Source organism: Mycobacterium tuberculosis complex sp. N0072, assembly GCF_030323725.1.
GTDB lineage: Bacteria > Actinomycetota > Actinomycetes > Mycobacteriales > Mycobacteriaceae > Mycobacterium > Mycobacterium tuberculosis.
Map to the genome: position 1 here is coordinate 706,393 of NZ_CP040689.1, position 17,929 is coordinate 724,321.

A 17,929-nucleotide genomic window follows, 5' to 3' on the forward strand; every position below is an offset into this window, starting at 1 on the left:
GATGCCGCGTTTGGAGATCCCCAACGGCTGGTGTGTGCAAGCGTTCCGGTTCACACTCGATCCGACCGCCGAGCAGGCACACGCGTTGGCGCGGCATTTCGGCGCCCGCCGCAAGGCCTACAACTGGACCGTCGCGCAGCTGAAAGCCGATATCCAAGCGTGGCGCGCGACCGGCGCCCAGACGGCGAAGCCGTCGCTTCGGGTACTGCGGAAACGCTGGAACACGGTGAAAGACGAGGTGTGTGTCAACGCCGAGACTGGCACCGTGTGGTGGCCGGAATGCTCGAAAGAGGCCTACGCCGACGGGATCGCGGGCGCGGTCGACGCGTACTGGAACTGGCAGCAGAGGCGTGCTGGCAAGCGCGACGGCAAGAGAATGGGCTTCCCTCGATTCAAGAAGAAGGGCCGCGACGCCGATCGCGTGTCGTTCACCACGGGTGCGATGCGCGTTGAGCCCGACCGTAGACACCTCACTTTGCCGGTGATCGGCTGCGTGCGTACGCATGAGAACACCCGCCGCATCGAGCGCCTCATCGCCAAAGACCGGGCGCGGGTGCTGGCGATCACGGTGCGCCGCAACGGCACCCGGCTGGATGCGAGTGTGCGGGTACTGGTGCAGCGCCCCCAGCAACCCAACGTGGAACTGCCTGAGTCGCGAATCGGTGTCGACGTGGGTGTTCGTCGTCTGGCCACGGTCGCCACCGCGGACGGCGCATGCTGCCCGGTCCTGGTGCCAGACGGCTAACGCTGGGCATTATCCCCGAGGGCGGCGCCCATATCGACGTGCCCCGAAAGACCGTGGGCGCCTGGCAAACAGCCGACACCATGGGCATCTTCCAGGCCCTTCCCGACGTCTGGGGCGGGTGGCGGACCGAATGCTGGGAAGACCGCTTCGAAGAGCAGCTGATTCGATGCAACGGGGCGCTGCGGCTTCCCGAGCTGGATTTGGCCGCGGGCATGGACAGCGCCCGGGAGTGGCTCCGTGACAGGATATTTCAGCGCTTCTCGGACAGCCCGGCAGGCCAAATTCTGAAACTCTCCGAGCTGCTGGCCGATGTCGGACCCGGTCTGGTCGTCAGCGACGATGCCGTGACGAATGGCGGGGCTCGCCCAAACAACGAAGAGTGGGCGCGTTTCGTTGCGGCGTGCGATCTGGTGCGTGGGGCTCACGCCGAATCGGCCTGACTTCGGGGATAGTGGTACCATCACTTTGGTAGAAGGGTACTAACATGGCGTTGAACATCAAAGATCCGTCGGTTCACCAGGCGGTCAAGCAGATCGCGAAAATCACCGGCGAATCTCAGGCTCGGGCGGTGGCGACCGCGGTGAACGAGCGTCTGGCCAGACTGCGCAGCGACGATCTCGCCGCCCGGCTCTTGGCTATCGGCCACAAGACCGCGAGCAGGATGAGCCCGGAAGCAAAGCGCCTCGACCACGATGCTCTGCTGTATGACGAGCGAGGGCTGCCGGCGTGATCGTCGACACGTCGGCGATCATCGCGATTCTGCGCGACGAGGACGACGCCGCGGCCTACGCCGACGCGCTCGCCAACGCCGATGTCCGCAGACTGTCTGCGGCCAGCTACCTGGAATGCGGGATAGTCCTTGACTCCCAGCGTGATCCGGTCATCAGCAGAGCACTGGATGAACTTATCGAAGAAGCCGAGTTCGTCGTCGAGCCGGTAACCGAGCGCCAGGCCCGCCTGGCCCGAGCGGCCTACGCGGATTTCGGCAGAGGCAGCGGCCACCCCGCGGGCTTGAATTTCGGCGACTGCCTGTCCTATGCACTGGCGATCGATCGACGTGAGCCGCTGCTGTGGAAGGGCAACGACTTTGGGCACACCGGCGTCCAAAGGGCACTGGATCGGCGGTGATCGACGTCAGCCTGGCGCGGCGGTGCGAGGCTCACGGGTACGACTATTTTCGTTCCGACGATCCGGTGGCAGCGGCGGGCTTTGTGGTGTCCGCTGTGTGGAGTTGTGGGCGTGGACCTGGGAACGCCACGGGTTCCGGGCGTTTGCCGAAACCGCTGCGCCACAGTTGATTTGGCGGGAGTACAGACCCGGCTGGACCCGATACGGCGACGGATCTGTGGCGCAGGTCAAATCGATCTTCGACGCTCCGCGCGGTTACCTCAATGCGGCGTGTCGTCGGCGTGTTGTACATTGGGCATCGGGACTCCTGAGAAGGATCCTGTAGGCCGCAGCCCCACCCACGGGTGGGGCTGACGTGCGTCCAAGGGGGCCAGATCTGGCAGACCTTCATCTTGTTTGCGACGATGTCCCATAATCGTTGGTGGTCTTCACCGACCGGGCGTCTTTGACGTCTGACCGACGCCTCCGAAAGTGGAGGTAGGACACAAGGTCGGCAGCTTGCAGCAGGCGACGGTGTTTCGAGGGCGCGAAATGCAGTGCGTCGACGCCCGCTATTCCTCACCGCCGCGGTTTCCTCGGTGGCAATCTCACTTCGTCGAGCCGCGGGCACGGCTTTCGAGATAGAGGTCGATATGCCCACAAGTCTCGCAGGCAACGGCGTTGACCTGGGTGCCGCGATTGAAGTGGCCGGCACCTTCGCGCTTGAAACGCAGCGGCGCGTTCCAGACGACGGCCCCTTCGACGAGCTGGTCGCCCCCGCATCTCACGCACTTCTCGTCGGTCACGACGCCTCCCCTTCTCTGCGGCTGGCCAGGCTACGCCCAGCGCTTGATGCCCAGGAAATCCACGGCGCCGCCGCTAGTTTCACCTGAACGACGCCGCGCGATCACGAAGCTTTCGGATCGCCCGTGCGGTAAACGCTTGCGGCTCCAGATGCCACAGGTGCGCGCCTTCAGGTGTGCGCAACGCCGCGAAAGGAACCCGCTCACCACACACGAGCTTCTCCAGCTCGAGTGCCCAGCCTACGGCCAGGGCGGCACGCTGCCGGTGCCAGGCGTCAGCGCGCCACGTCAGCCGGGGCAAGCCGGCGAGTTTGCTCTGGATGCTTTAGCGGAGTTTGCCGGCGCAGAGGATCCGGGACGGAACCGAGCCCAGACCTTCGGTGTCGGACGCCGGAGCGACGCGGGTGAACGCGATCTCCCGGCGGTCGTAGTTCCACCAGGCGCGCGCGACGGTGACCTCGCCGACCGGGGTCGCACGGTTGGACAGTTCGCGCTTTTCTTGACGCGCCCCATGCTGATCCAGCCACAGATGGATTTCGGCAACCGTGCGGGCGGGCAGTGGCTCGGCGTTCGGGCGCGGATCGCATCCGGCGACCAGCATCGCGGGGACGTGCGGCGGCCACAGCTGGGCGAGTGGACGCAGCGGATTGAGCCGAACGCCGTCGAAGTCGCTGCGTTTGGCGAGGTCGCCCCAGAGTGCGGGACCCAACCGCACGACGTCGAGTCCGCGGTGTCGCTCGGTTCGCCGGAATGTCGCCGCCGCGTCCGGCGCGGTCATGATCGTGATGACGTCCAACCCGTCGGCGCGGTGAACGGCGGGCCGGCCGGTGCCCGGGGAGACGGCAACCCACCACGGCCCTTCGTACAGCAAATCCCGCTGGCCGGGGCCCGGTTTGGCAATGGCATCCTCGAGCTCGACCGTGCGCGCCCAGCTCTGCAGCTCGGGCAGCGCACCCGGCCGGAACGCCGAACCCCACGGTTCGTCGGGATCGAATGACAGGCCACCGACGAGCGGAGCGATGTCGCGAACCAGTTCCAGGCCGGAATATTCGCGGCCGTCCGACGCCGAACTCTCGGCGATGAGCATCGGTGTGCCGTCATCGAGCGCCACGGTCTCGAGTTCGCCGTCTATCTCGGCGACCCGCCACTTCGGGTAGCGCAGTATCGCGCGCCGCGCGTCGTCGGCGGAGAGTTCTCCGCGCGCATATCGGGCCAGTAAGCCCCGTAGCTCGTCGTCCATCGGCCATCACCCGGTCGGGTTGCAGCATCCGCCACAGAACAAAGCGGACGACTACGCCACCTCGCGGACATGCGGAATCTCCCGCCGCCGTCGTGGTCGGATATCGTCGCCGGCCAACGTGACGACCGCTACCGTGCAGCCGTTCGCGGCGGTAAAGTCGACTTCGTAGCCACCCGCGGCGTAGCGCCCGACGACGGCACCGACGTCTCCGGCGATGAGGGATTTGTCGGGAACATCCCGTGTTAGCACCACAACATCGTGTTCTGCGTACATCGGTCCGCTCCTAGCGTGGATAGGCGGTAACCAATCGAGGCACGCCGTCGGGTTCGTCGCTGATCCACACTGTACGCAATGCAACCATCCGGCCGCACCGTGATTCCACGACACCATCGACGATTGCCGTGACGCCGTAGGGTGTTGGGGCCGATCCGGCAACCGCGCCTGACGGTGCGGCCAGGGCGGCTGCCGGGGATGATCGCCGGCGTGGCGGCGAAACGAATGAACCGCGAACAGTTCTTCCGCGCGGCGTCGGGGCTCGATGAGGATCGCCTACGGAAGGCGCTGTGGAACCTCTACTGGCGCGGCACCGCAAACATGCGGGAGCGCATCGAGGCCGAGCTGGCCAGCGCCGGGCGCGCTCGCCCGGCGCGCAAAATAAAGCCGCCGGCCGATCCGGACATCGTGGGTTGGGAGGTCGACGAGTTCGTGTCACTGGCGCGGTCGGGTGCCTACCTGGGCGGGGACCGGCGGGTGTCGCCGCGGGAACGATCGCGCTGGCGTTTCACCTTCAAGCGGCTCGCCGCGGAAGCCCAGGACGCCCTGCGAGCCGAGGACGCCGAGCCCGCGGCATCCGCACTGGAGCAACTGATCGACCTGGCGCGCGAGGCCGACGGGTACGACTACTTCCGCTCCGACGATCCGGTGGCAGCGGCGGGTTTCGTCGTGTCCGATGTGGCGGCGGCGGGCCACCCACACTTCCGTGAGTTCGCCGCCGAGATCGGTGCGGCGATCCCGCCGTGAGTACCGCCCGCCCGGCTACTACAAGCCCAAAGCGGTGCGCAGCCGGTCGGCGTCCATCCCGCCACGGGCGCCCGCGCCGGCGGGAAACGTGTCCAGGAGCTTGATCAGGTCGGCGCGGCGGGTGGGGTCGTCGGCGGCCTGCCGCGGCGTGTGCCCGTCCAGCGCGGGGATGGGTTGATCGAGCCAGCTGGTCTCGTAGTCGCGGATGAATTCCTCGAGCGCGGCGGCCAGCTCGGGGCTGTCGGGGTCGGGCGCGCCCGCGCCGGTAACTGGCATCTGCTCGGCCAGCGCGGCGGCCTCGCGGGTGTTGCGCAGCGGACGGCGGTCGTCGTCGAGCACCGTCATCGCCGGGTCGAGGCGGGTCAGCGTGGCCAGCACGCGATCCATCCGCGGTTCGCTGTTGGTTTCCACCCGCAGCGTGTCACCGTCGAGGACCAGCGTGGCCCGGACCCGCAGCATGCCGTCGTTGGTGACGTGTTCGATCCACCGCGGCGGCTCCTCGCCGTCAACCCGGTCGTAGACCCCGTCGAGCGCGCCCTGGATCCCGGCCGGATCGTCGACTCGCACGCTGGCCTCGCAGATTGCCAGCGAGTCGCCCTCGGTGTTGACCAGTGTCGGCGGCGCGAACCGGCGGCTCAGCTGGGCCACCAGTGTCACCGGGTCGGGCTCGTCATCGAGCAGCTCGATCAGCACGGCACGCTCGTGCAGCGCGACCGGCTCGATCCCGCCGAAGAACACCATGGTGTCCCCGGCGGGCACCGGGCGCGCGCAGATCAGCTGCCCGGCTCGCAGCTGGCGGCTGGCCGCCCGCTCATGCACCTCATGGGTGTCGCCGGTGCGTACGTCGCGCACGATCACGCCCTCGCCAGGTTGCACGTGCTCGACCTCGAACACCGACCGCTCCACGAGCAGCCATTGCTCGGCAAGCAGCCGCTCGTCGTCGGGTAGCAGCGAACCGCGCACTTCGAGGAACTCCGCGAACGCGCCGCCCTCGAACAACACCGCGTCCAGCACCAGCGGATCGGCCAGCGCCGCGGCCAGCGCGTCCTCATCGTCAGAGTCGGCATACCGGAAGCGCTCATAGCTGACTTCGGCCAGCAGGCCGGTCCAGTCGCCCGACAGTGCGTGCTGGGATGCCTTGGCATACAGCCAGTCCACCCGCTCGGCCAGCGGCAGCGCCTCACGGCCGAGATGGCATTTCTTGTACTTGCGGCCCGACCCGCACCAGCACGCCTCGTTGCGGCCCAGGTCGCGGCGCGGCTGGGCTCGGTGCCGCTCCAGGAGCCGCACCAGCGGGTGGTCGGGTTCGGTGCCGGCGCGGCGCAGCAGTGCCAACCCGCGCTCGGCGTCGCCGCGATCGGAGGCGATGCGGGCCAGGTCGAGCAACGGCAGCGGCCACTCGGTGTCCATCGACTCGGCCGCCAGCAGCTCACGTTCGGCCGCCTCGACATCACCGATCCGGTCCAGCGCGACCGCGCGCAGCCAGCGCACCGCCACCCGCGCCGCGCGCGGCACCTTGGGCTCCAGCATCTCGGTGAGCAGGCCCAGCGCGGCCGCCCCGCCGGAGTCGGTGCCCACCGTCTCTGCCACCAGCAGCTCGGCCAGCAGCGGGTCGGCCAGCGCCGCCCCAATGTCGCCGAGCAGATCGACCAACGAGTCGGAGCCGGTTTCCGTCGCGGTCTCGGCGGCTGTGGCGAGCACATCCCGCGGCAACTCGTCCGGGTCGGTTGCTTCGAGCAGCAGCGACATCGTCTCGTGCAGTTTGATCAGCGTGTACAGCGCGACCGCGTCGTTGGGGTCGAGGTCGTGGCGAAAGGCCAGCAGTTCGCATCGGTTCTCGAAACGCCAAGCGTCGAAATTGAATCCGCCAGGTGCTAGCCAGTCGTCTTCGTGCGTGAGGCCGTGCTGGTCGAGGATCTCGCGCAGCGGTGCCACTGGCTCGGTAAATGCCGCCGGGTCGTCGACGCACGCCGTCCAGACCGCCGCGGGGAAGAACGCGGGCTCGTCGGGGTCGACCAGCTCGGCCAGCCGGGCGCCGACGGAGGTGTCCGCACCGGCTGTGCCGATCCGCTCGAGCACCAGCCCTGCGGCGGTCAGCCGCACACCGAACAGATCCCCCGCGGCGGCCCCCAACGTCGCCAGCGTGCCCGGCTCCAGCAGCAGTGCCCCGCCGGGGTCGATGGCCTCGTCCGGGATGCCCCGTCGTTCGAGCAGCTCCTCGTCGTATCCGGCCAGCACGATCCGCGCCGCCGAACCGTCGGCCAGCCGGCCATACTCCTCGTGCTCGCAGAGCGTGGTGATCGGGTCCAGGTCCGGGGTCACGCCGAGCATGTCGTGGACCGCCTCGTCCGCGCCGAGCCGATGGGTGAATACCCGCCCGGCTAGCAGCGTCGGCAGCCACACCCACCGATCGTCGACCAACTGCCTTGCCGGCCATTCCGTTTCAAGGCGAAGCGCGCGCAGGACGGCGTCCGGGTCGGCCACGCCGCTGTCCAGCAGGCGTCGTGCGATGTCGTCCTCGCTCAATGGGCCATGTTCGGCCAGGATTCTCGCCACGGCTTGGGTCGCATCGAACGCTTCGGCCACGGTGGCCACCTTATGCCGCGGCCAGCCGAGGCTTGACGTCGGGCACCAGCCGATGGGGCTGGCCTCGCCTAGGGTTCGGCGTTGTGACGGCGCCGACGCGGTGGACCCTGGCCGACGGACGTGAGCTGCTGTTCTTTTCGCTGCCCGGGCCCCGCACCAGCGGCACCGCCGCAGAACGGGTGGCTCGCCACGCTCAAGCGCAAACGTTCGCCGGCGATATCCGCCAGCGCGCCATACAGCTGGTCGTGTCCGAACAAGAAGTGGCAAGCAAAATCACCGCCGCTACCGCCGGAATCGCCACCACCACCTTCCCGGAAACACCCAGCATCGACGACACCATCATCGGCAACGACAACCGCGACACTGGGGTCCGGTTGGTCGACGTCAAACAAGATGGCGGCACTAGTCCCCCGCCCCCATTTGCGCCGTGGGACACCCCTGATGGAACACCGCCGCCGGGCACTGGCCTAAGCCCTACGCTGCAGCAGATGATCCTCGGCGGTGATCCAGCTAATCTGACCGGCCAGGGTCTTGCGGACAACGTGCAACGGTTCGTACAGTCGCTGCCCGCAAACGACCCCAACACAGCGTGGTTGCGCGGTCAGGTTGCGGATCTGCAGGCGCACGTCGCCGATATTGAGTACGCCCGCACCCATTGCAGCACCAACGACTGGATCGACCGGACCGCCCAGTTCGCCTCGGGCGCCATAGTCTTCAGCATCGGCGTGTTGACCGCAGAGACCGGGGCGGGGGTCGTGGCTGCCGCGGCCGGTGGTGTCGGCGCGGCCACGGCGGGCGTGAGTCTTCTACAATGCCTGGTGGGGAGCAAGTGATGGACGTATTGGCTGCTGGGATCGCGGCTGGCGCGCTCACGCTGGCGGCGTGGGGCGCCTGGCGCCCGCACTACCGGGCGGCGTCCTACCTCGTGGCCGGTGCCGTAGAGCTGGCACTGATCGGGCTGCTGGTGGTGACCGGGCAAACATTGATGGCCATCTCGGTGGCCTTCCTTGTGGCGCTGGGCGGTCCGTTGGTGGTGGTCAACCACCGCAGAGCTGAACGCAGCCGAGGTTAGATGAACGAAGAGGGCCTGTAGGTCGCACTCATCGCGCGGCTAGCCTGTGAGGCCAGCCCTCGGGCCGCCACCCAACACGGCTCGTGCGCTGTCTCGGCCGGCTCGTCTGCCGCACGGCCAGCATGATCAGTCCCGTTGGAATACCGGTGAGCGTCGGCGCGCGCATCACGATGCAGCGATGTTAGGATGAGGCGGTGCGCACTACCATCGACCTGCCGCAAGACCTGCACAAGCAGGCACTGGCGATTGCCCGGGATACGCACCGCACGTTGAGTGAAACGGTCGCCGACCTCATGCGACGAGGCCTGGCCGCCAACCGCCCTACCGCGTTGTCCTCAGACCCCAGAACGGGATTGCCTTTGGTGAGCGTCGGGACCGTCGTGACCTCCGAGGACGTGCGTTCATTAGAGGACGAGCAGTGACGGTGCTGCTCGACGCCAACGTGCTGATCGCATTGGTGGTCGCCGAGCATGTGCATCATGATGCCGCAGCGGACTGGCTCATGGCGTCCGACACCGGATTTGCGACCTGCCCGATGACACAAGGAAGCCTGGTTCGATTCCTGGTACGCTCGGGACAGTCCGCGGCGGCGGCTCGGGATGTCGTCAGTGCGGTCCAGTGCACGAGCCGCCACGAATTCTGGCCCGATGCACTCTCTTTCGCCGGTGTCGAGGTCGCTGGTGTGGTTGGGCACCGGCAGGTGACCGATGCCTACCTTGCCCAGCTCGCGCGAAGCCACGACGGGCAGTTGGCGACGCTCGACAGCGGCTTAGCACACCTGCACGGCGACGTCGCGGTACTCATTCCAACGACCACCTGATGTGCATCGTCTCCCGGCGGCGCGGCGAGCCGCCCCAAAACCAACGATTGGGCCACGATGCGTAGGCATAGCTGAGGTGGCGTCGCGGCCCTCACCGGCGACACCACAGAGGATCTCGGGCCGATCCGATGAGCGCCACGCCACCGCCCGGAGGACTCGACGCGTCGGTGTTCATCGCGAACGAACGCGGTCGGCAACTCGACGAGGCGCTCCCAGTAGGGTTCTGCGTTGTGACGGCGCCGACGCGGTGGACCCTGGCCGATGGCCGTGACCTGCTGTTCTTTTCGCTGCCCGGACACGTCCCGGCGCCGGTGTCGGATCGTCGGCCGCTGCCCGAACGTGACCCGGCTCCCTCGCGGCTGCGGTTCGACCGGGCCACCGGCCAGTGGGTGATCGTCGCCGCACAGCGCCAGGATCGCACCTACAAGCCGCCGGCCGCGCGCTGCCCGCTGTGTCCGGGGCCGACCGGTCTGAGTAGCGAGGTGCCCGCCCCCGACTACGACGTTGTCGTCTTCGAGAACCGGTTTCCCAGCCTGGCCGGGGCCGGCATCGCCCCAATCGGCGCGCCCGACGGTGACGGGTTCGTATCCGCTCCGGGGCACGGACGCTGCGAGGTGATCTGCTTTTCGGCCGATCACACCGGTTCGTTCGCGGGCCTGGACCCGGCGCATGCCCGGCTGGTCGTGCACGCGTGGCGGCACCGCACCGCCGAATTGACGGCGCTGCCCGGGGTAGCGCAGGTGTTCTGCTTCGAGAACCGTGGTGAGGAGATCGGGGTGACCCTGACCCACCCGCACGGTCAGATTTACGCCTATCCGTATCTGACGCCGCGCACCGCGGCGATGCTGCGCCAGGCTCGTCGGCACCGAAAGCGTCACGGTGACAACCTGTTTGCCAGCCTGCTGGCACGCGAGGTCGCCGACGGCAGCCGCATCGTGGTACGCGGCGAGCTGTTCACCGCATTCGTACCGTTCGCCGCACGCTGGCCGGTGGAGGTGCACATTTACCCAAACCGGTTGGTGCGCAACCTCACCGAGCTCAATGACGGGGAGTTGGATGAGTTCGCCCGGATCTATCTGGACGTGCTGCAGAGGTTTGATCGGATGTATTCTTCACCGCTGCCGTACATGTCGGCGCTGCACCAGTTCAGCGAGGTCCAGCGCGATGGCTACTTTCACGTCGAGCTCATGTCGATCCGGCGCAGCGCCACCAAACTGAAATATCTGGCGGCCGCCGAGTCGGCGATGGACGCGTTCATCGCCGACGTTATCCCGGAGAGCGTGGCCGCCCGGCTGCGCGAGCTGGGCCCATGACGGTCAGCTACGGCGCACCCGGGCGGGTCAACCTGATCGGCGAACACACCGATTACAACCTGGGTTTCGCGCTGCCGATTGCGTTGCCGCGGCGCACCGTTGTCACGTTCACCCCCGAGCACACCGGCGCGATCACCGCGCGCAGCGACCGCGCCGACGGCTCGGCGCGGATCCCGCTCGACACCACGCCGGGGCAGGTGACCGGCTGGGCAGCCTATGCGGCCGGGGCGATCTGGGCGCTGCGGGGCGCCGGCCACCCGGTGCCCGGCGGGGCGATGTCGATCACCAGCGACGTCGAGATCGGGTCGGGGCTTTCGTCGTCGGCGGCGCTGATCGGCGCGGTGCTGGGCGCGGTCGGCGCCGCCACCGGCACCCGCATCGACCGTCTCGAGCGGGCCCGGCTCGCACAGCGAGCCGAGAACGACTACGTCGGTGCCCCAACGGGTTTGCTCGACCACCTGGCCGCGCTGTTCGGAGCGCCGAAGACCGCGCTGCTGATCGACTTTCGCGACATCACCGTGCGCCCGGTGGCCTTCGACCCGGACGCCTGCGATGTGGTGCTGCTGTTGATGGATTCTCGAGCCCGACACCGTCACGCCGGCGGGGAGTATGCGCTGCGCCGGGCGTCGTGTGAACGGGCGGCCGCCGATCTGGGGGTGTCCTCGTTGCGCGCTGTGCAGGATCGCGGGCTGGCGGCGCTGGGCGCGATCGCCGATCCGATCGACGCGCGCCGCGCCCGGCACGTGCTGACCGAGAATCAGCGGGTGCTGGATTTCGCGGCCGCACTGGCTGATTCGGATTTCACCGCCGCCGGGCAGCTGCTGACCGCGTCGCATGAGTCCATGCGCGAGGACTTCGCCATCACCACCGAGCGGATCGATCTGATCGCCGAGAGCGCCGTACGGGCCGGTGCGCTGGGCGCCCGGATGACCGGGGGCGGCTTCGGGGGCGCCGTGATCGCACTGGTGCCTGCCGATAGGGCGCGCGACGTGGCCGACACGGTGCGACGGGCGGCGGTCACCGCCGGCTACGACGAGCCGGCGGTGAGCCGGACCTATGCCGCGCCCGGCGCGGCCGAGTGCCGTTGAGCGGGTTGGCGAAGCGTCATGTCCACAGTGAGCAGATCGGTGCGGGTCCGCCACTGCCCTTGACCTCGAAGCCGAACACCGGCTACGAGACCGCTGCCGCGGTGGATCTGGTGTCTGGGGCTTAGCCCGCTTCGCTGATACCCAGAACCAGTGCGAGCGCGTGGTCGGTCTGGCGCATCCTGCCAGGTGCCAGGGCTCCCAATCGTTCGAGCAGGCGGGTGACGAGGATCGCCGACTGGTCCTGCGCGCGAGTATTGGTTGTCGCCGCGGTATCCCGGGGCCATGAAGACGCAGCCTTCGATCTTGGCTTCGCTCGACTCCCGATGCCGCCCCAACTCGATCGCTCTTGGGTTTGTCCGACCGCGGGCGTAGCCTTTGCCTCGAGGTGCAGCCGATGGCAGGCGATCGAGGCGCTGACCCCGGTCCGGCGAATGTGACTCCGGGTGCGGATGACCATGCACAGCATGCGTCGCCGACGGTGCTATGTCCCCAGGGTCACGTGAACGCATGGGACTACAGGTTCTGTGAGCGGTGCGGCTCGCCGATCGGCGTGGTGCCCTGGCCGTCGGAGGAATCAGGCACACGCCAGACGGCGCCCGCGCGATCCTTCGTCCCCCTCGTCGTCCTCGCGGCGACGCTGCTCGTGGTCGCCGTCGTCGTGACGGCCGTCGGCTACGCGGTGACGCGACCGGCTCGCAACGACCGTGAGGAGCCCAGTTCCGCGCGGGGCGCCGCCACGACGGGTGTGCCGTTCGCACAGGCCGAGGCCGCGAGTTGCCCGGACGATCCGGTGCTTGAAGCGGAGTCGATCGACCTGACGTCCGACGGGCTTGCGGTGAGTGCCGCGTTCATGTCGGCATGCGCCGGCGGCGATGTCGAGTCGAACTCGGCGCTCGAGGTCACCGTCGCCGACGGACGGCGCGACGTGGCGGCCGGAAGCTTCGACTTCTCGGCAGATCCGCTGAGGATCGAGCCCGGCGTGCCCGCCCGTCGAACCCTGGTCTTTCCGCCCGGAATGTATTGGCGAACGCCCGACATGTTGTCCGGCGCACCGGCATTGGCGGCCACACGGAAGGGCAGGTCCGATCGTTCGGCCGCACGAGGCGGATCGGCACGGACGACCATGGTCGCGGCCGCGTCCGCGGCACCGGCTTACGGCAGCATCAACGCCGTTGCCGGGGCGGTGCTGGTGGAGCTACGTGACTCGGACTTCCCCTACGTGCGAGTCGGTATCGCCAATCGCTGGGTGCCGCAGGTGAGTTCGAAGCGCGTCGGCCTGGTCGCCGCGGGGAAAACGTGGACGAGCGCCGATATTCTTCGCGATCACCTGGCCCTGCGGCAGCGGTTCGGGGGCGCCCGCCTGGTGTGGTCGGGGCACTGGACCACCTTCAGCGGACCCGATTTCTGGGTGACGGTGGTTGGGCCGGCGCAGCCCACCGCAGCTGAGGCCAATCGCTGGTGCGACTCGAACGGGTTCGGCGCCGATGACTGTTTCGCGAAGTTCATCAGCACCCTCGTTGGCGCGAAGGGCACGACGGTGTACCGGAAGTGACGACGCTGCCATGAGTTTCTGCGTGTATTGCGGTGCCGAGCTTGCCGACCCGACCAGGTGCGGGGCGTGCGGCGCATACAAGATTGGTTCAACCTGGCATCGGACCACGACGCCGACGGTCGGCGCCGCGACGACGGCAACGGGATGGCGACCCGATCCCACCGGTCGCCACGAGGGACGCTACTTCGTCGCCGGGCAGCCGACCGACCTCGTTCGCGAGGGCGACGCCGAAGCCGTTGACCCACTTGGTCAGCAGCAGCTGGATCAGTCAGGTGCCGTTGGTGTTTCGCCGTCAGCGGTGTCGGGGTGGGTGCGTTCTGGGCACCGTCGACTGTGGTGGGCGCTTGCGGGCGTGGTGGCGTTTCTCGGGCTGGTGGGAGCCGGTGTCGTCGGGACGCTGTTCCTGAATCGAGACCGGGAGTCCATCGACGACAAGTACCTCGCCGCCTTGAGGCGGTCCGGACTCACCGGTGAGTTCAACTCCGACGCGAACGCCATCGCCCGCGGCAAGCAGGTGTGCCGCCAGTTGCAAGACGGTGGCGAACAGCAGGGGATGCCGGTCGATCAGGTCGCCGTGCAATACTACTGCCCGCAGTTCAGCGATGGCTTCCATATCCTGGAAACCATAACTGTCACTGGAAGTTTCACCCTCAAGGATGAATCGCCAAACGTGTACGCACCGGCGATCACCGTGTCGGGCTCCGGGTGCTCAGGGTCAGCCGGCTACGCCGACATCGACCGGGGAACGCAGGTGACGGTGAAAAACGGTCAGGGGGACATCCTGGCCACGGCCTTCCTGCAGGCGGGTCAGGGCGGCCGATTCTTGTGCACCTTCCCTTTCTCGTTTGAAATCACCGAGGGCGAAGACCGCTACGTCGTGTCGGTCAGTCGTCGAGGCGAAATGAGTTACTCGTTCGCCGATCTGAAGGCCAATGGGCTATCGCTCGTCTTGGGCTGAGTCACCGCGGTATTCGGCACGGCGCACCGCTGCGCAACCAGCTAGCGCTGACCGTGTGATCTAGAATCTAGCTACTAGTATAGAATCGAGACATGGCGCTGAGTATCAAGCACCCGGAAGCCGACCGGCTCGCGCGAGCGCTTGCGGCGCGCACCGGCGAGACGTTGACCGAGGCAGTGGTTACCGCGTTGCGCGAGCGGCTCGCTCGTGAGACTGGGCGTGCCCGTGTTGTCCCGTTGCGCGACGAGCTTGCCGCGATTCGGCACCGGTGCGCAGCGTTGCCGGTGGTCGACAACCGGTCCGCTGAGGCGATTCTCGGCTATGACGAGCGCGGATTGCCGGCCTGATGGTGATCGACACGTCCGCGCTCGTTGCGATGCTCAGCGACGAGCCAGACGCAGAGCGGTTCGAGGCCGCCGTCGAAGCCGACCACATCCGGCTGATGTCGACGGCGTCTTACCTGGAAACGGCACTCGTGATAGAAGCCCGCTTCGGTGAACCGGGCGGACGTGAGCTGGATCTGTGGCTTCATCGCGCCGCGGTCGACCTTGTTGCCGTGCATGCCGACCAAGCGGATGCCGCGCGCGCCGCCTACCGCACGTACGGCAAGGGAAGGCATCGTGCGGGGCTCAACTACGGCGACTGCTTCTCATACGGCCTCGCCAAGATCAGCGGCCAGCCACTCCTGTTCAAGGGCGAAGATTTCCAACACACCGACATCGCCACGGTCGCGCTGCCCTAATTCTTAGTCAGCCAGGTGTTCGCCGCACCGGCTTTCGGCAGCGTCAACGGTGTTGTTAAGTGCGGCAGAAGGTTCACAAGGCATGTCGACCGCTCAGCGTGCTCCGACTTCGCGATCCGGATCCTCGACGCCGCCGTCCGCGCCGTCGCCACGGGCGTGTGCACGCCACTGGCGGTACCCGTGTCGCGCCGCGAACGCACCGATGATGGCGGTGACGCACCACACCGCGATCGCGCAGGACGCCAGCAGCGGTGAGCGATCGCCGATCGCCGCACCCAATGCGGTGTAGGCGAATGCCCGCGGCGCGGAACCGATGAATGCACCGACGGCCATCTGCCACAACGGAACTCCGAACGTCCCGAACGCATAGGAGGCGAACGCATCCGATATGCCGGGGACAAAGCGTTGGCCGACGACGGCCCACAGGCCGCATCGTTCGATCAGCGCGTCGGTGCGATCGGCACGTTCCCCGCCCAGCAGGGCTCGCGCGCTGGCCCGGCCGGCTCGACGGCCGACCAGGCTCGCGACGACGGCGGTGCCCACCGTGGCACCCAGCGTCACGAAGACCCCCACTAGCGGACCGAACAGCAGCCCGCTGCTTGCGGCCAGGATCGGGCCCGGGACGAACAACGCGCCGAGCACGGCCGACACTACGACATAGGTCAGCGGCGCCGCCGGCCCGGTCGCCGAGACCGCGCCCCGCACCGCGGCCACATCGATGACGTCCGTGGCGGCTACCAGGTAGAACATTCCTACAAGGAAGCCGGCGAACACGACAAGCCGCACGATGTGGCGTCGCCGGGATGTCGGTGCGGAATCGTTGTGAGTGCTCATGCTGACCGTGATTGTTCCGCACCGACGCTGGCCGCGCCCGTCGTCCCCGGCGTTGGCTGGGGAACCTCGGCTGCGCGGGCGCCGTCCGGCGAGCAACCCGTTTGTCCTACGATTGAGCTACGATCGTAGGCATGTCTGAGGTGGCCTCGCGTGAGCTGCGTAACGATACGGCCGGCGTGCTGCGCCGCGTGCGGGCAGGGGAGGACGTCACCATCACCGTCAGCGGCCGTCCGGTCGCGGTGCTTACCCCGGTTCGTCCGCGGCGCCGGCGTTGGCTGAGCAAAACGGAGTTCCTGTCGCGGTTGCGCGGCGCTCAAGCCGATCCCGGGCTCCGTAACGACCTCGCGGTCCTTGCCGGCGACACGACCGAGGATCTCGGGCCGATCCGGTGAGCACGACGCCGGCCGCCGGAGTGCTCGACACGTCGGTGTTCATCGCGACCGAAAGCGGCCGGCAACTCGACGAGGCGCTGATCCCCGACCGGGTCGCCACCACCGTCGTCACCCTCGCCGAACTGCGCGTCGGCGTGCTGGCCGCGGCGACGACCGACATCCGGGCTCAACGCCTGGCGACCCTGGAATCCGTTGCCGATATGGAAACGTTGCCCGTCGACGACGATGCCGCCCGAATGTGGGCCCGATTGCGGATCCATCTTGCCGAGTCCGGTCGCCGGGTGCGGATCAACGACCTGTGGATCGCGGCCGTCGCGGCATCGCGAGCGCTGCCGGTCATCACCCAGGACGACGACTTCGCCGCCCTCGACGGTGCGGCCAGTGTGGAGATCATTCGGGTCTGACTCGGTGGCCACGCGTCTCTCGCGCTGTTGTCCGCACCCGCAGGGCGTCCCGGTGGGTCAACGCGGCGGCCTCAGTCGACGAACAGCGCCATCGACGCGGTAAACCCGTGCAACGCGTTGTGGCCCGCGACCGGGCCGATCTCCCCGGCGGCGAAGAAACCGGCCAGCGGAATCCCGCCCAGCAGGTCCTCGATCGTCGACGCGTCGTGGTCGGTGACCCCGAACATTCGTCGTCCGCGCCCGTTGCAGGTGAACAGCAGCCCACCGACCGGGGGCCCGGGCAGCTCCGCCGCCGCCCGCTCGACGGCCAGGCGCAGGTCCTTGTCGGCCGCCGCCGCGTCCCGGACCTGGAATTGCACGGTCGCGCCGACCTCGACAACCTCGCCGATCCCGATCGCCCCCGTCGTTGGGTCGGCGCCGAGCAGCCCGCGGATCAAAAAGTCGCCCTGACCCGGCACCGCCAGGTGCTCGTCGACGACGATTCCGATCTGCAGGCCGCGGCTGACCAGTTCCTGCTCGTCGGGCGCCATCCCCAAGACGATCTCCCGCAGGCGGTGCAGCGGCGGTCGGCCGCCCAGCTCGGTGATCACGGCACCGTCCGCGCCGGTGACAATGTACGGTTCCCCGATCGGCCGGCAGCCCTGCGACACCACGGAAACGCTGTGCGCGCCGGGCAGGCGCACGCCGACCAGCCCGGAGGTGAGCACGTCGCGGTCACGAAACAGCCGGGTGTCGCCCCGCCGACGCCCACCGCTCACCACCCCGCCGACGACGGTCGTTCCCGGCAGGTCGGTGTTGAGGTGCTCGATGAGCAGATTCGACGGGAACGAGTACGGGTCCGGCAGCAGCAGGTGCAAGTCGTGCGCGGTCCGGTCGAAGCGGTAACCGGTGATCAGAGCGCCCGAGCCGGTGCGAACGAAGTCCAGGTGGAATGTCTCCGCGGGTGGGCCGGACGCCAGCCACACCGCCACCGCGGGCTCGTTCTCCAGCTCGTGGCGACCGGCGACGATGCCTTGGGCCACGCAACCGATCAGCGCGGCCGGCTCGACCGACGCCTGCACCGCAGCCAGCAGGTCCACGGCCTGGTCGGTGTGTGACCGCGATCCGAGGAGCACGGCCAGCGCCGGCGTCCCACCCGCGAGCTCCTCGCGCGCGTGCGCGGCAGCCGCCGCCGCGGCCCGGCGCACGTCCGGCGCGGTGGAAACCCCGACTCCGATCCGCACACATCCATGATGCGCCGTCGCCGTGCTGTT

General features: G+C 68.2%; 23 protein-coding genes and 4 pseudogenes. 20 read left to right on the top strand and 7 right to left on the bottom strand.

Annotated elements, in window-relative coordinates; all coding sequences use genetic code 11:
* Nucleotide 1 precedes the first annotated feature (1 nt).
* From tnpB to FF952_RS03205, 5 genes and pseudogenes are all read left to right on the top strand, one after another.
* A pseudogene (tnpB, locus tag FF952_RS03185) lies at nucleotides 2–712 on the top strand (IS607 family element RNA-guided endonuclease TnpB); the annotation flags it as partial.
* Between the two features lie 2 nt (nucleotides 713–714).
* Nucleotides 715–1,185 carry a hypothetical protein gene (locus tag FF952_RS03190; RefSeq protein ID WP_003898523.1) on the top strand — a complete coding sequence of 157 codons (471 nt, stop codon included), beginning with the start codon at nucleotides 715–717 and terminating at the stop codon, nucleotides 1,183–1,185.
* A gap of 44 nt (nucleotides 1,186–1,229) precedes the next feature.
* The gene (locus FF952_RS03195) at nucleotides 1,230–1,475 is read left to right on the top strand and encodes a type II toxin-antitoxin system VapB family antitoxin (RefSeq protein WP_003403184.1); all 246 of its coding nucleotides are present in this window, start codon (nucleotides 1,230–1,232) and stop codon (nucleotides 1,473–1,475) included.
* A complete protein-coding gene (locus FF952_RS03200) occupies nucleotides 1,472–1,873 on the top strand; it encodes a type II toxin-antitoxin system VapC family toxin (protein WP_003403187.1) in 402 nt (133 codons plus the stop codon). The genes FF952_RS03195 and FF952_RS03200 overlap by 4 nt, the downstream gene beginning before the upstream one ends.
* Before the next feature lie 5 nt (nucleotides 1,874–1,878).
* Nucleotides 1,879–2,043, top strand: a pseudogene (locus FF952_RS03205) (hypothetical protein); the annotation flags it as partial.
* Nucleotides 2,044–2,260: 217 nt separating this feature from the next.
* Here FF952_RS03205 and FF952_RS20675 read toward each other — a convergent pair.
* On the bottom strand, nucleotides 2,261–2,428 hold the full coding sequence (locus tag FF952_RS20675; protein ID WP_077385191.1) for a DUF3800 domain-containing protein: 168 nt from the start codon (nucleotides 2,426–2,428) through the stop codon (nucleotides 2,261–2,263).
* A 23-nt stretch (nucleotides 2,429–2,451) separates the two neighbouring features.
* Between FF952_RS20675 and FF952_RS20680 the strand changes: the two genes are divergently transcribed.
* A complete protein-coding gene (locus tag FF952_RS20680; RefSeq protein ID WP_016719609.1) occupies nucleotides 2,452–2,745 on the top strand; it encodes a hypothetical protein in 294 nt (97 codons plus the stop codon).
* Here FF952_RS20680 and FF952_RS03215 read toward each other — a convergent pair.
* Together FF952_RS03215 and FF952_RS03220 are read right to left on the bottom strand one after the other, a co-directional pair.
* Nucleotides 2,738–3,895: pseudogene (locus FF952_RS03215) on the bottom strand (hypothetical protein). The gene FF952_RS20680 and the pseudogene FF952_RS03215 sit on opposite strands and share 8 nt — an antisense overlap.
* Before the next feature lie 51 nt (nucleotides 3,896–3,946).
* Nucleotides 3,947–4,168, bottom strand: coding sequence for a DUF4926 domain-containing protein (locus FF952_RS03220; RefSeq protein ID WP_003898525.1), 222 nt, complete (start codon nucleotides 4,166–4,168; stop codon nucleotides 3,947–3,949).
* Nucleotides 4,169–4,309: 141 nt separating this feature from the next.
* Between FF952_RS03220 and FF952_RS03225 the strand changes: the two genes are divergently transcribed.
* On the top strand, nucleotides 4,310–4,915 hold the full coding sequence (locus tag FF952_RS03225) for a hypothetical protein (RefSeq protein WP_003898526.1): 606 nt from the start codon (nucleotides 4,310–4,312) through the stop codon (nucleotides 4,913–4,915).
* An 18-nt stretch (nucleotides 4,916–4,933) separates the two neighbouring features.
* Here FF952_RS03225 and FF952_RS03230 read toward each other — a convergent pair whose 3' ends face one another.
* A complete protein-coding gene (locus FF952_RS03230) occupies nucleotides 4,934–7,501 on the bottom strand; it encodes an SEC-C metal-binding domain-containing protein (protein ID WP_031656768.1) in 2,568 nt (855 codons plus the stop codon).
* An 83-nt stretch (nucleotides 7,502–7,584) separates the two neighbouring features.
* Between FF952_RS03230 and FF952_RS03235 the strand changes: the two genes are divergently transcribed.
* Together FF952_RS03235 and FF952_RS03240 are read left to right on the top strand one after the other, a co-directional pair.
* A complete protein-coding gene (locus tag FF952_RS03235; RefSeq protein WP_003898528.1) occupies nucleotides 7,585–8,334 on the top strand; it encodes a hypothetical protein in 750 nt (249 codons plus the stop codon).
* Nucleotides 8,331–8,573, top strand: a complete 243-nt coding sequence (locus FF952_RS03240; protein ID WP_003403210.1) for a hypothetical protein — start codon at nucleotides 8,331–8,333, stop codon at nucleotides 8,571–8,573. The genes FF952_RS03235 and FF952_RS03240 overlap by 4 nt, the downstream gene beginning before the upstream one ends.
* Here FF952_RS03240 and FF952_RS20685 read toward each other — a convergent pair.
* Complete coding sequence (locus tag FF952_RS20685; protein WP_003898530.1) at nucleotides 8,570–8,836, bottom strand: hypothetical protein; 267 nt, start codon at nucleotides 8,834–8,836, stop codon at nucleotides 8,570–8,572. The two genes, FF952_RS03240 and FF952_RS20685, sit on opposite strands and share 4 nt — an antisense overlap.
* On the opposite strand from FF952_RS20685, the gene FF952_RS03245 reads away from it, so the two are divergent.
* The 9 genes and pseudogenes from FF952_RS03245 (at nucleotide 8,768) to vapC30 (ending at nucleotide 15,046) form a co-directional block, all read left to right on the top strand.
* Nucleotides 8,768–8,995, top strand: a complete 228-nt coding sequence (locus tag FF952_RS03245; protein ID WP_003403213.1) for an antitoxin VapB29 — start codon at nucleotides 8,768–8,770, stop codon at nucleotides 8,993–8,995. The two genes, FF952_RS20685 and FF952_RS03245, sit on opposite strands and share 69 nt — an antisense overlap.
* Complete coding sequence (vapC29, locus tag FF952_RS03250) at nucleotides 8,992–9,393, top strand: type II toxin-antitoxin system ribonuclease VapC29 (protein ID WP_003403218.1); 402 nt, start codon at nucleotides 8,992–8,994, stop codon at nucleotides 9,391–9,393. Before FF952_RS03245 ends, vapC29 begins: the two co-directional genes overlap by 4 nt.
* A gap of 230 nt (nucleotides 9,394–9,623) precedes the next feature.
* A pseudogene (locus FF952_RS20890) lies at nucleotides 9,624–9,689 on the top strand (galactose-1-phosphate uridylyltransferase); the annotation flags it as partial.
* Nucleotides 9,681–10,706, top strand: coding sequence for a galactose-1-phosphate uridylyltransferase (gene galT, locus FF952_RS03260; RefSeq protein WP_235681841.1), 1,026 nt, complete (start codon nucleotides 9,681–9,683; stop codon nucleotides 10,704–10,706). The pseudogene FF952_RS20890 and the gene galT, both read left to right, overlap by 9 nt.
* Nucleotides 10,703–11,794, top strand: coding sequence for a galactokinase (locus tag FF952_RS03265; protein ID WP_003900977.1), 1,092 nt, complete (start codon nucleotides 10,703–10,705; stop codon nucleotides 11,792–11,794). Before galT ends, FF952_RS03265 begins: the two co-directional genes overlap by 4 nt.
* 394 nt (nucleotides 11,795–12,188) lie before the next feature.
* A complete protein-coding gene (locus FF952_RS03270) occupies nucleotides 12,189–13,346 on the top strand; it encodes a hypothetical protein (RefSeq protein WP_003903091.1) in 1,158 nt (385 codons plus the stop codon).
* Between the two features lie 10 nt (nucleotides 13,347–13,356).
* The gene (locus FF952_RS03275) at nucleotides 13,357–14,304 is read left to right on the top strand and encodes a DUF732 domain-containing protein (protein ID WP_003403232.1); all 948 of its coding nucleotides are present in this window, start codon (nucleotides 13,357–13,359) and stop codon (nucleotides 14,302–14,304) included.
* 92 nt (nucleotides 14,305–14,396) lie between these two features.
* Nucleotides 14,397–14,651: a type II toxin-antitoxin system antitoxin VapB30 gene (gene vapB30, locus FF952_RS03280; RefSeq protein ID WP_003403235.1), complete on the top strand. Its 255-nt coding sequence runs from the start codon at nucleotides 14,397–14,399 to the stop codon at nucleotides 14,649–14,651.
* Nucleotides 14,651–15,046 (top strand): type II toxin-antitoxin system toxin ribonuclease C30, encoded by a 396-nt coding sequence (gene vapC30, locus FF952_RS03285; protein ID WP_003403236.1) that lies wholly within the window; start codon nucleotides 14,651–14,653, stop codon nucleotides 15,044–15,046. The genes vapB30 and vapC30 overlap by 1 nt, the downstream gene beginning before the upstream one ends.
* 93 nt (nucleotides 15,047–15,139) lie before the next feature.
* Here vapC30 and FF952_RS03290 read toward each other — a convergent pair whose 3' ends face one another.
* Complete coding sequence (locus FF952_RS03290; protein WP_003403239.1) at nucleotides 15,140–15,880, bottom strand: TVP38/TMEM64 family protein; 741 nt, start codon at nucleotides 15,878–15,880, stop codon at nucleotides 15,140–15,142.
* 131 nt (nucleotides 15,881–16,011) lie between these two features.
* On the opposite strand from FF952_RS03290, the gene FF952_RS03295 reads away from it, so the two are divergent.
* Both FF952_RS03295 and FF952_RS03300 read left to right on the top strand, forming a co-directional pair.
* A complete protein-coding gene (locus tag FF952_RS03295; protein ID WP_003403244.1) occupies nucleotides 16,012–16,272 on the top strand; it encodes a type II toxin-antitoxin system Phd/YefM family antitoxin in 261 nt (86 codons plus the stop codon).
* The gene (locus FF952_RS03300; RefSeq protein ID WP_003403246.1) at nucleotides 16,269–16,676 is read left to right on the top strand and encodes a type II toxin-antitoxin system VapC family toxin; all 408 of its coding nucleotides are present in this window, start codon (nucleotides 16,269–16,271) and stop codon (nucleotides 16,674–16,676) included. Before FF952_RS03295 ends, FF952_RS03300 begins: the two co-directional genes overlap by 4 nt.
* A gap of 71 nt (nucleotides 16,677–16,747) precedes the next feature.
* On the opposite strand, the gene FF952_RS03305 is transcribed toward FF952_RS03300, so the two are convergent.
* Nucleotides 16,748–17,899: an FIST signal transduction protein gene (locus tag FF952_RS03305; RefSeq protein ID WP_244736125.1), complete on the bottom strand. Its 1,152-nt coding sequence runs from the start codon at nucleotides 17,897–17,899 to the stop codon at nucleotides 16,748–16,750.
* Nucleotides 17,900–17,929 lie beyond the last annotated feature (30 nt).

What these genes read in the sequence shown, in the direction of transcription:
- FF952_RS03190 (WP_003898523.1), top strand. Translation starts at nt 715, where the DNA reads ATGCTGCCCGGTCCTGGTGCCAGACGGCTAACGCTGGGCATTATCCCC.
- FF952_RS03195 (WP_003403184.1), top strand. Translation starts at nt 1,230, where the DNA reads ATGGCGTTGAACATCAAAGATCCGTCGGTTCACCAGGCGGTCAAGCAG.
- FF952_RS03295 (WP_003403244.1), top strand. Translation starts at nt 16,012, where the DNA reads ATGTCTGAGGTGGCCTCGCGTGAGCTGCGTAACGATACGGCCGGCGTG.
- vapC30 (WP_003403236.1), top strand. Translation starts at nt 14,651, where the DNA reads ATGGTGATCGACACGTCCGCGCTCGTTGCGATGCTCAGCGACGAGCCA.
- FF952_RS03270 (WP_003903091.1), top strand. Translation starts at nt 12,189, where the DNA reads ATGGCAGGCGATCGAGGCGCTGACCCCGGTCCGGCGAATGTGACTCCG.
- FF952_RS03275 (WP_003403232.1), top strand. Translation starts at nt 13,357, where the DNA reads ATGAGTTTCTGCGTGTATTGCGGTGCCGAGCTTGCCGACCCGACCAGG.
- FF952_RS03220 (WP_003898525.1), bottom strand. Translation starts at nt 4,168, where the DNA reads ATGTACGCAGAACACGATGTTGTGGTGCTAACACGGGATGTTCCCGAC.
- vapB30 (WP_003403235.1), top strand. Translation starts at nt 14,397, where the DNA reads ATGGCGCTGAGTATCAAGCACCCGGAAGCCGACCGGCTCGCGCGAGCG.
- FF952_RS03290 (WP_003403239.1), bottom strand. Translation starts at nt 15,880, where the DNA reads ATGAGCACTCACAACGATTCCGCACCGACATCCCGGCGACGCCACATC.
- FF952_RS03265 (WP_003900977.1), top strand. Translation starts at nt 10,703, where the DNA reads ATGACGGTCAGCTACGGCGCACCCGGGCGGGTCAACCTGATCGGCGAA.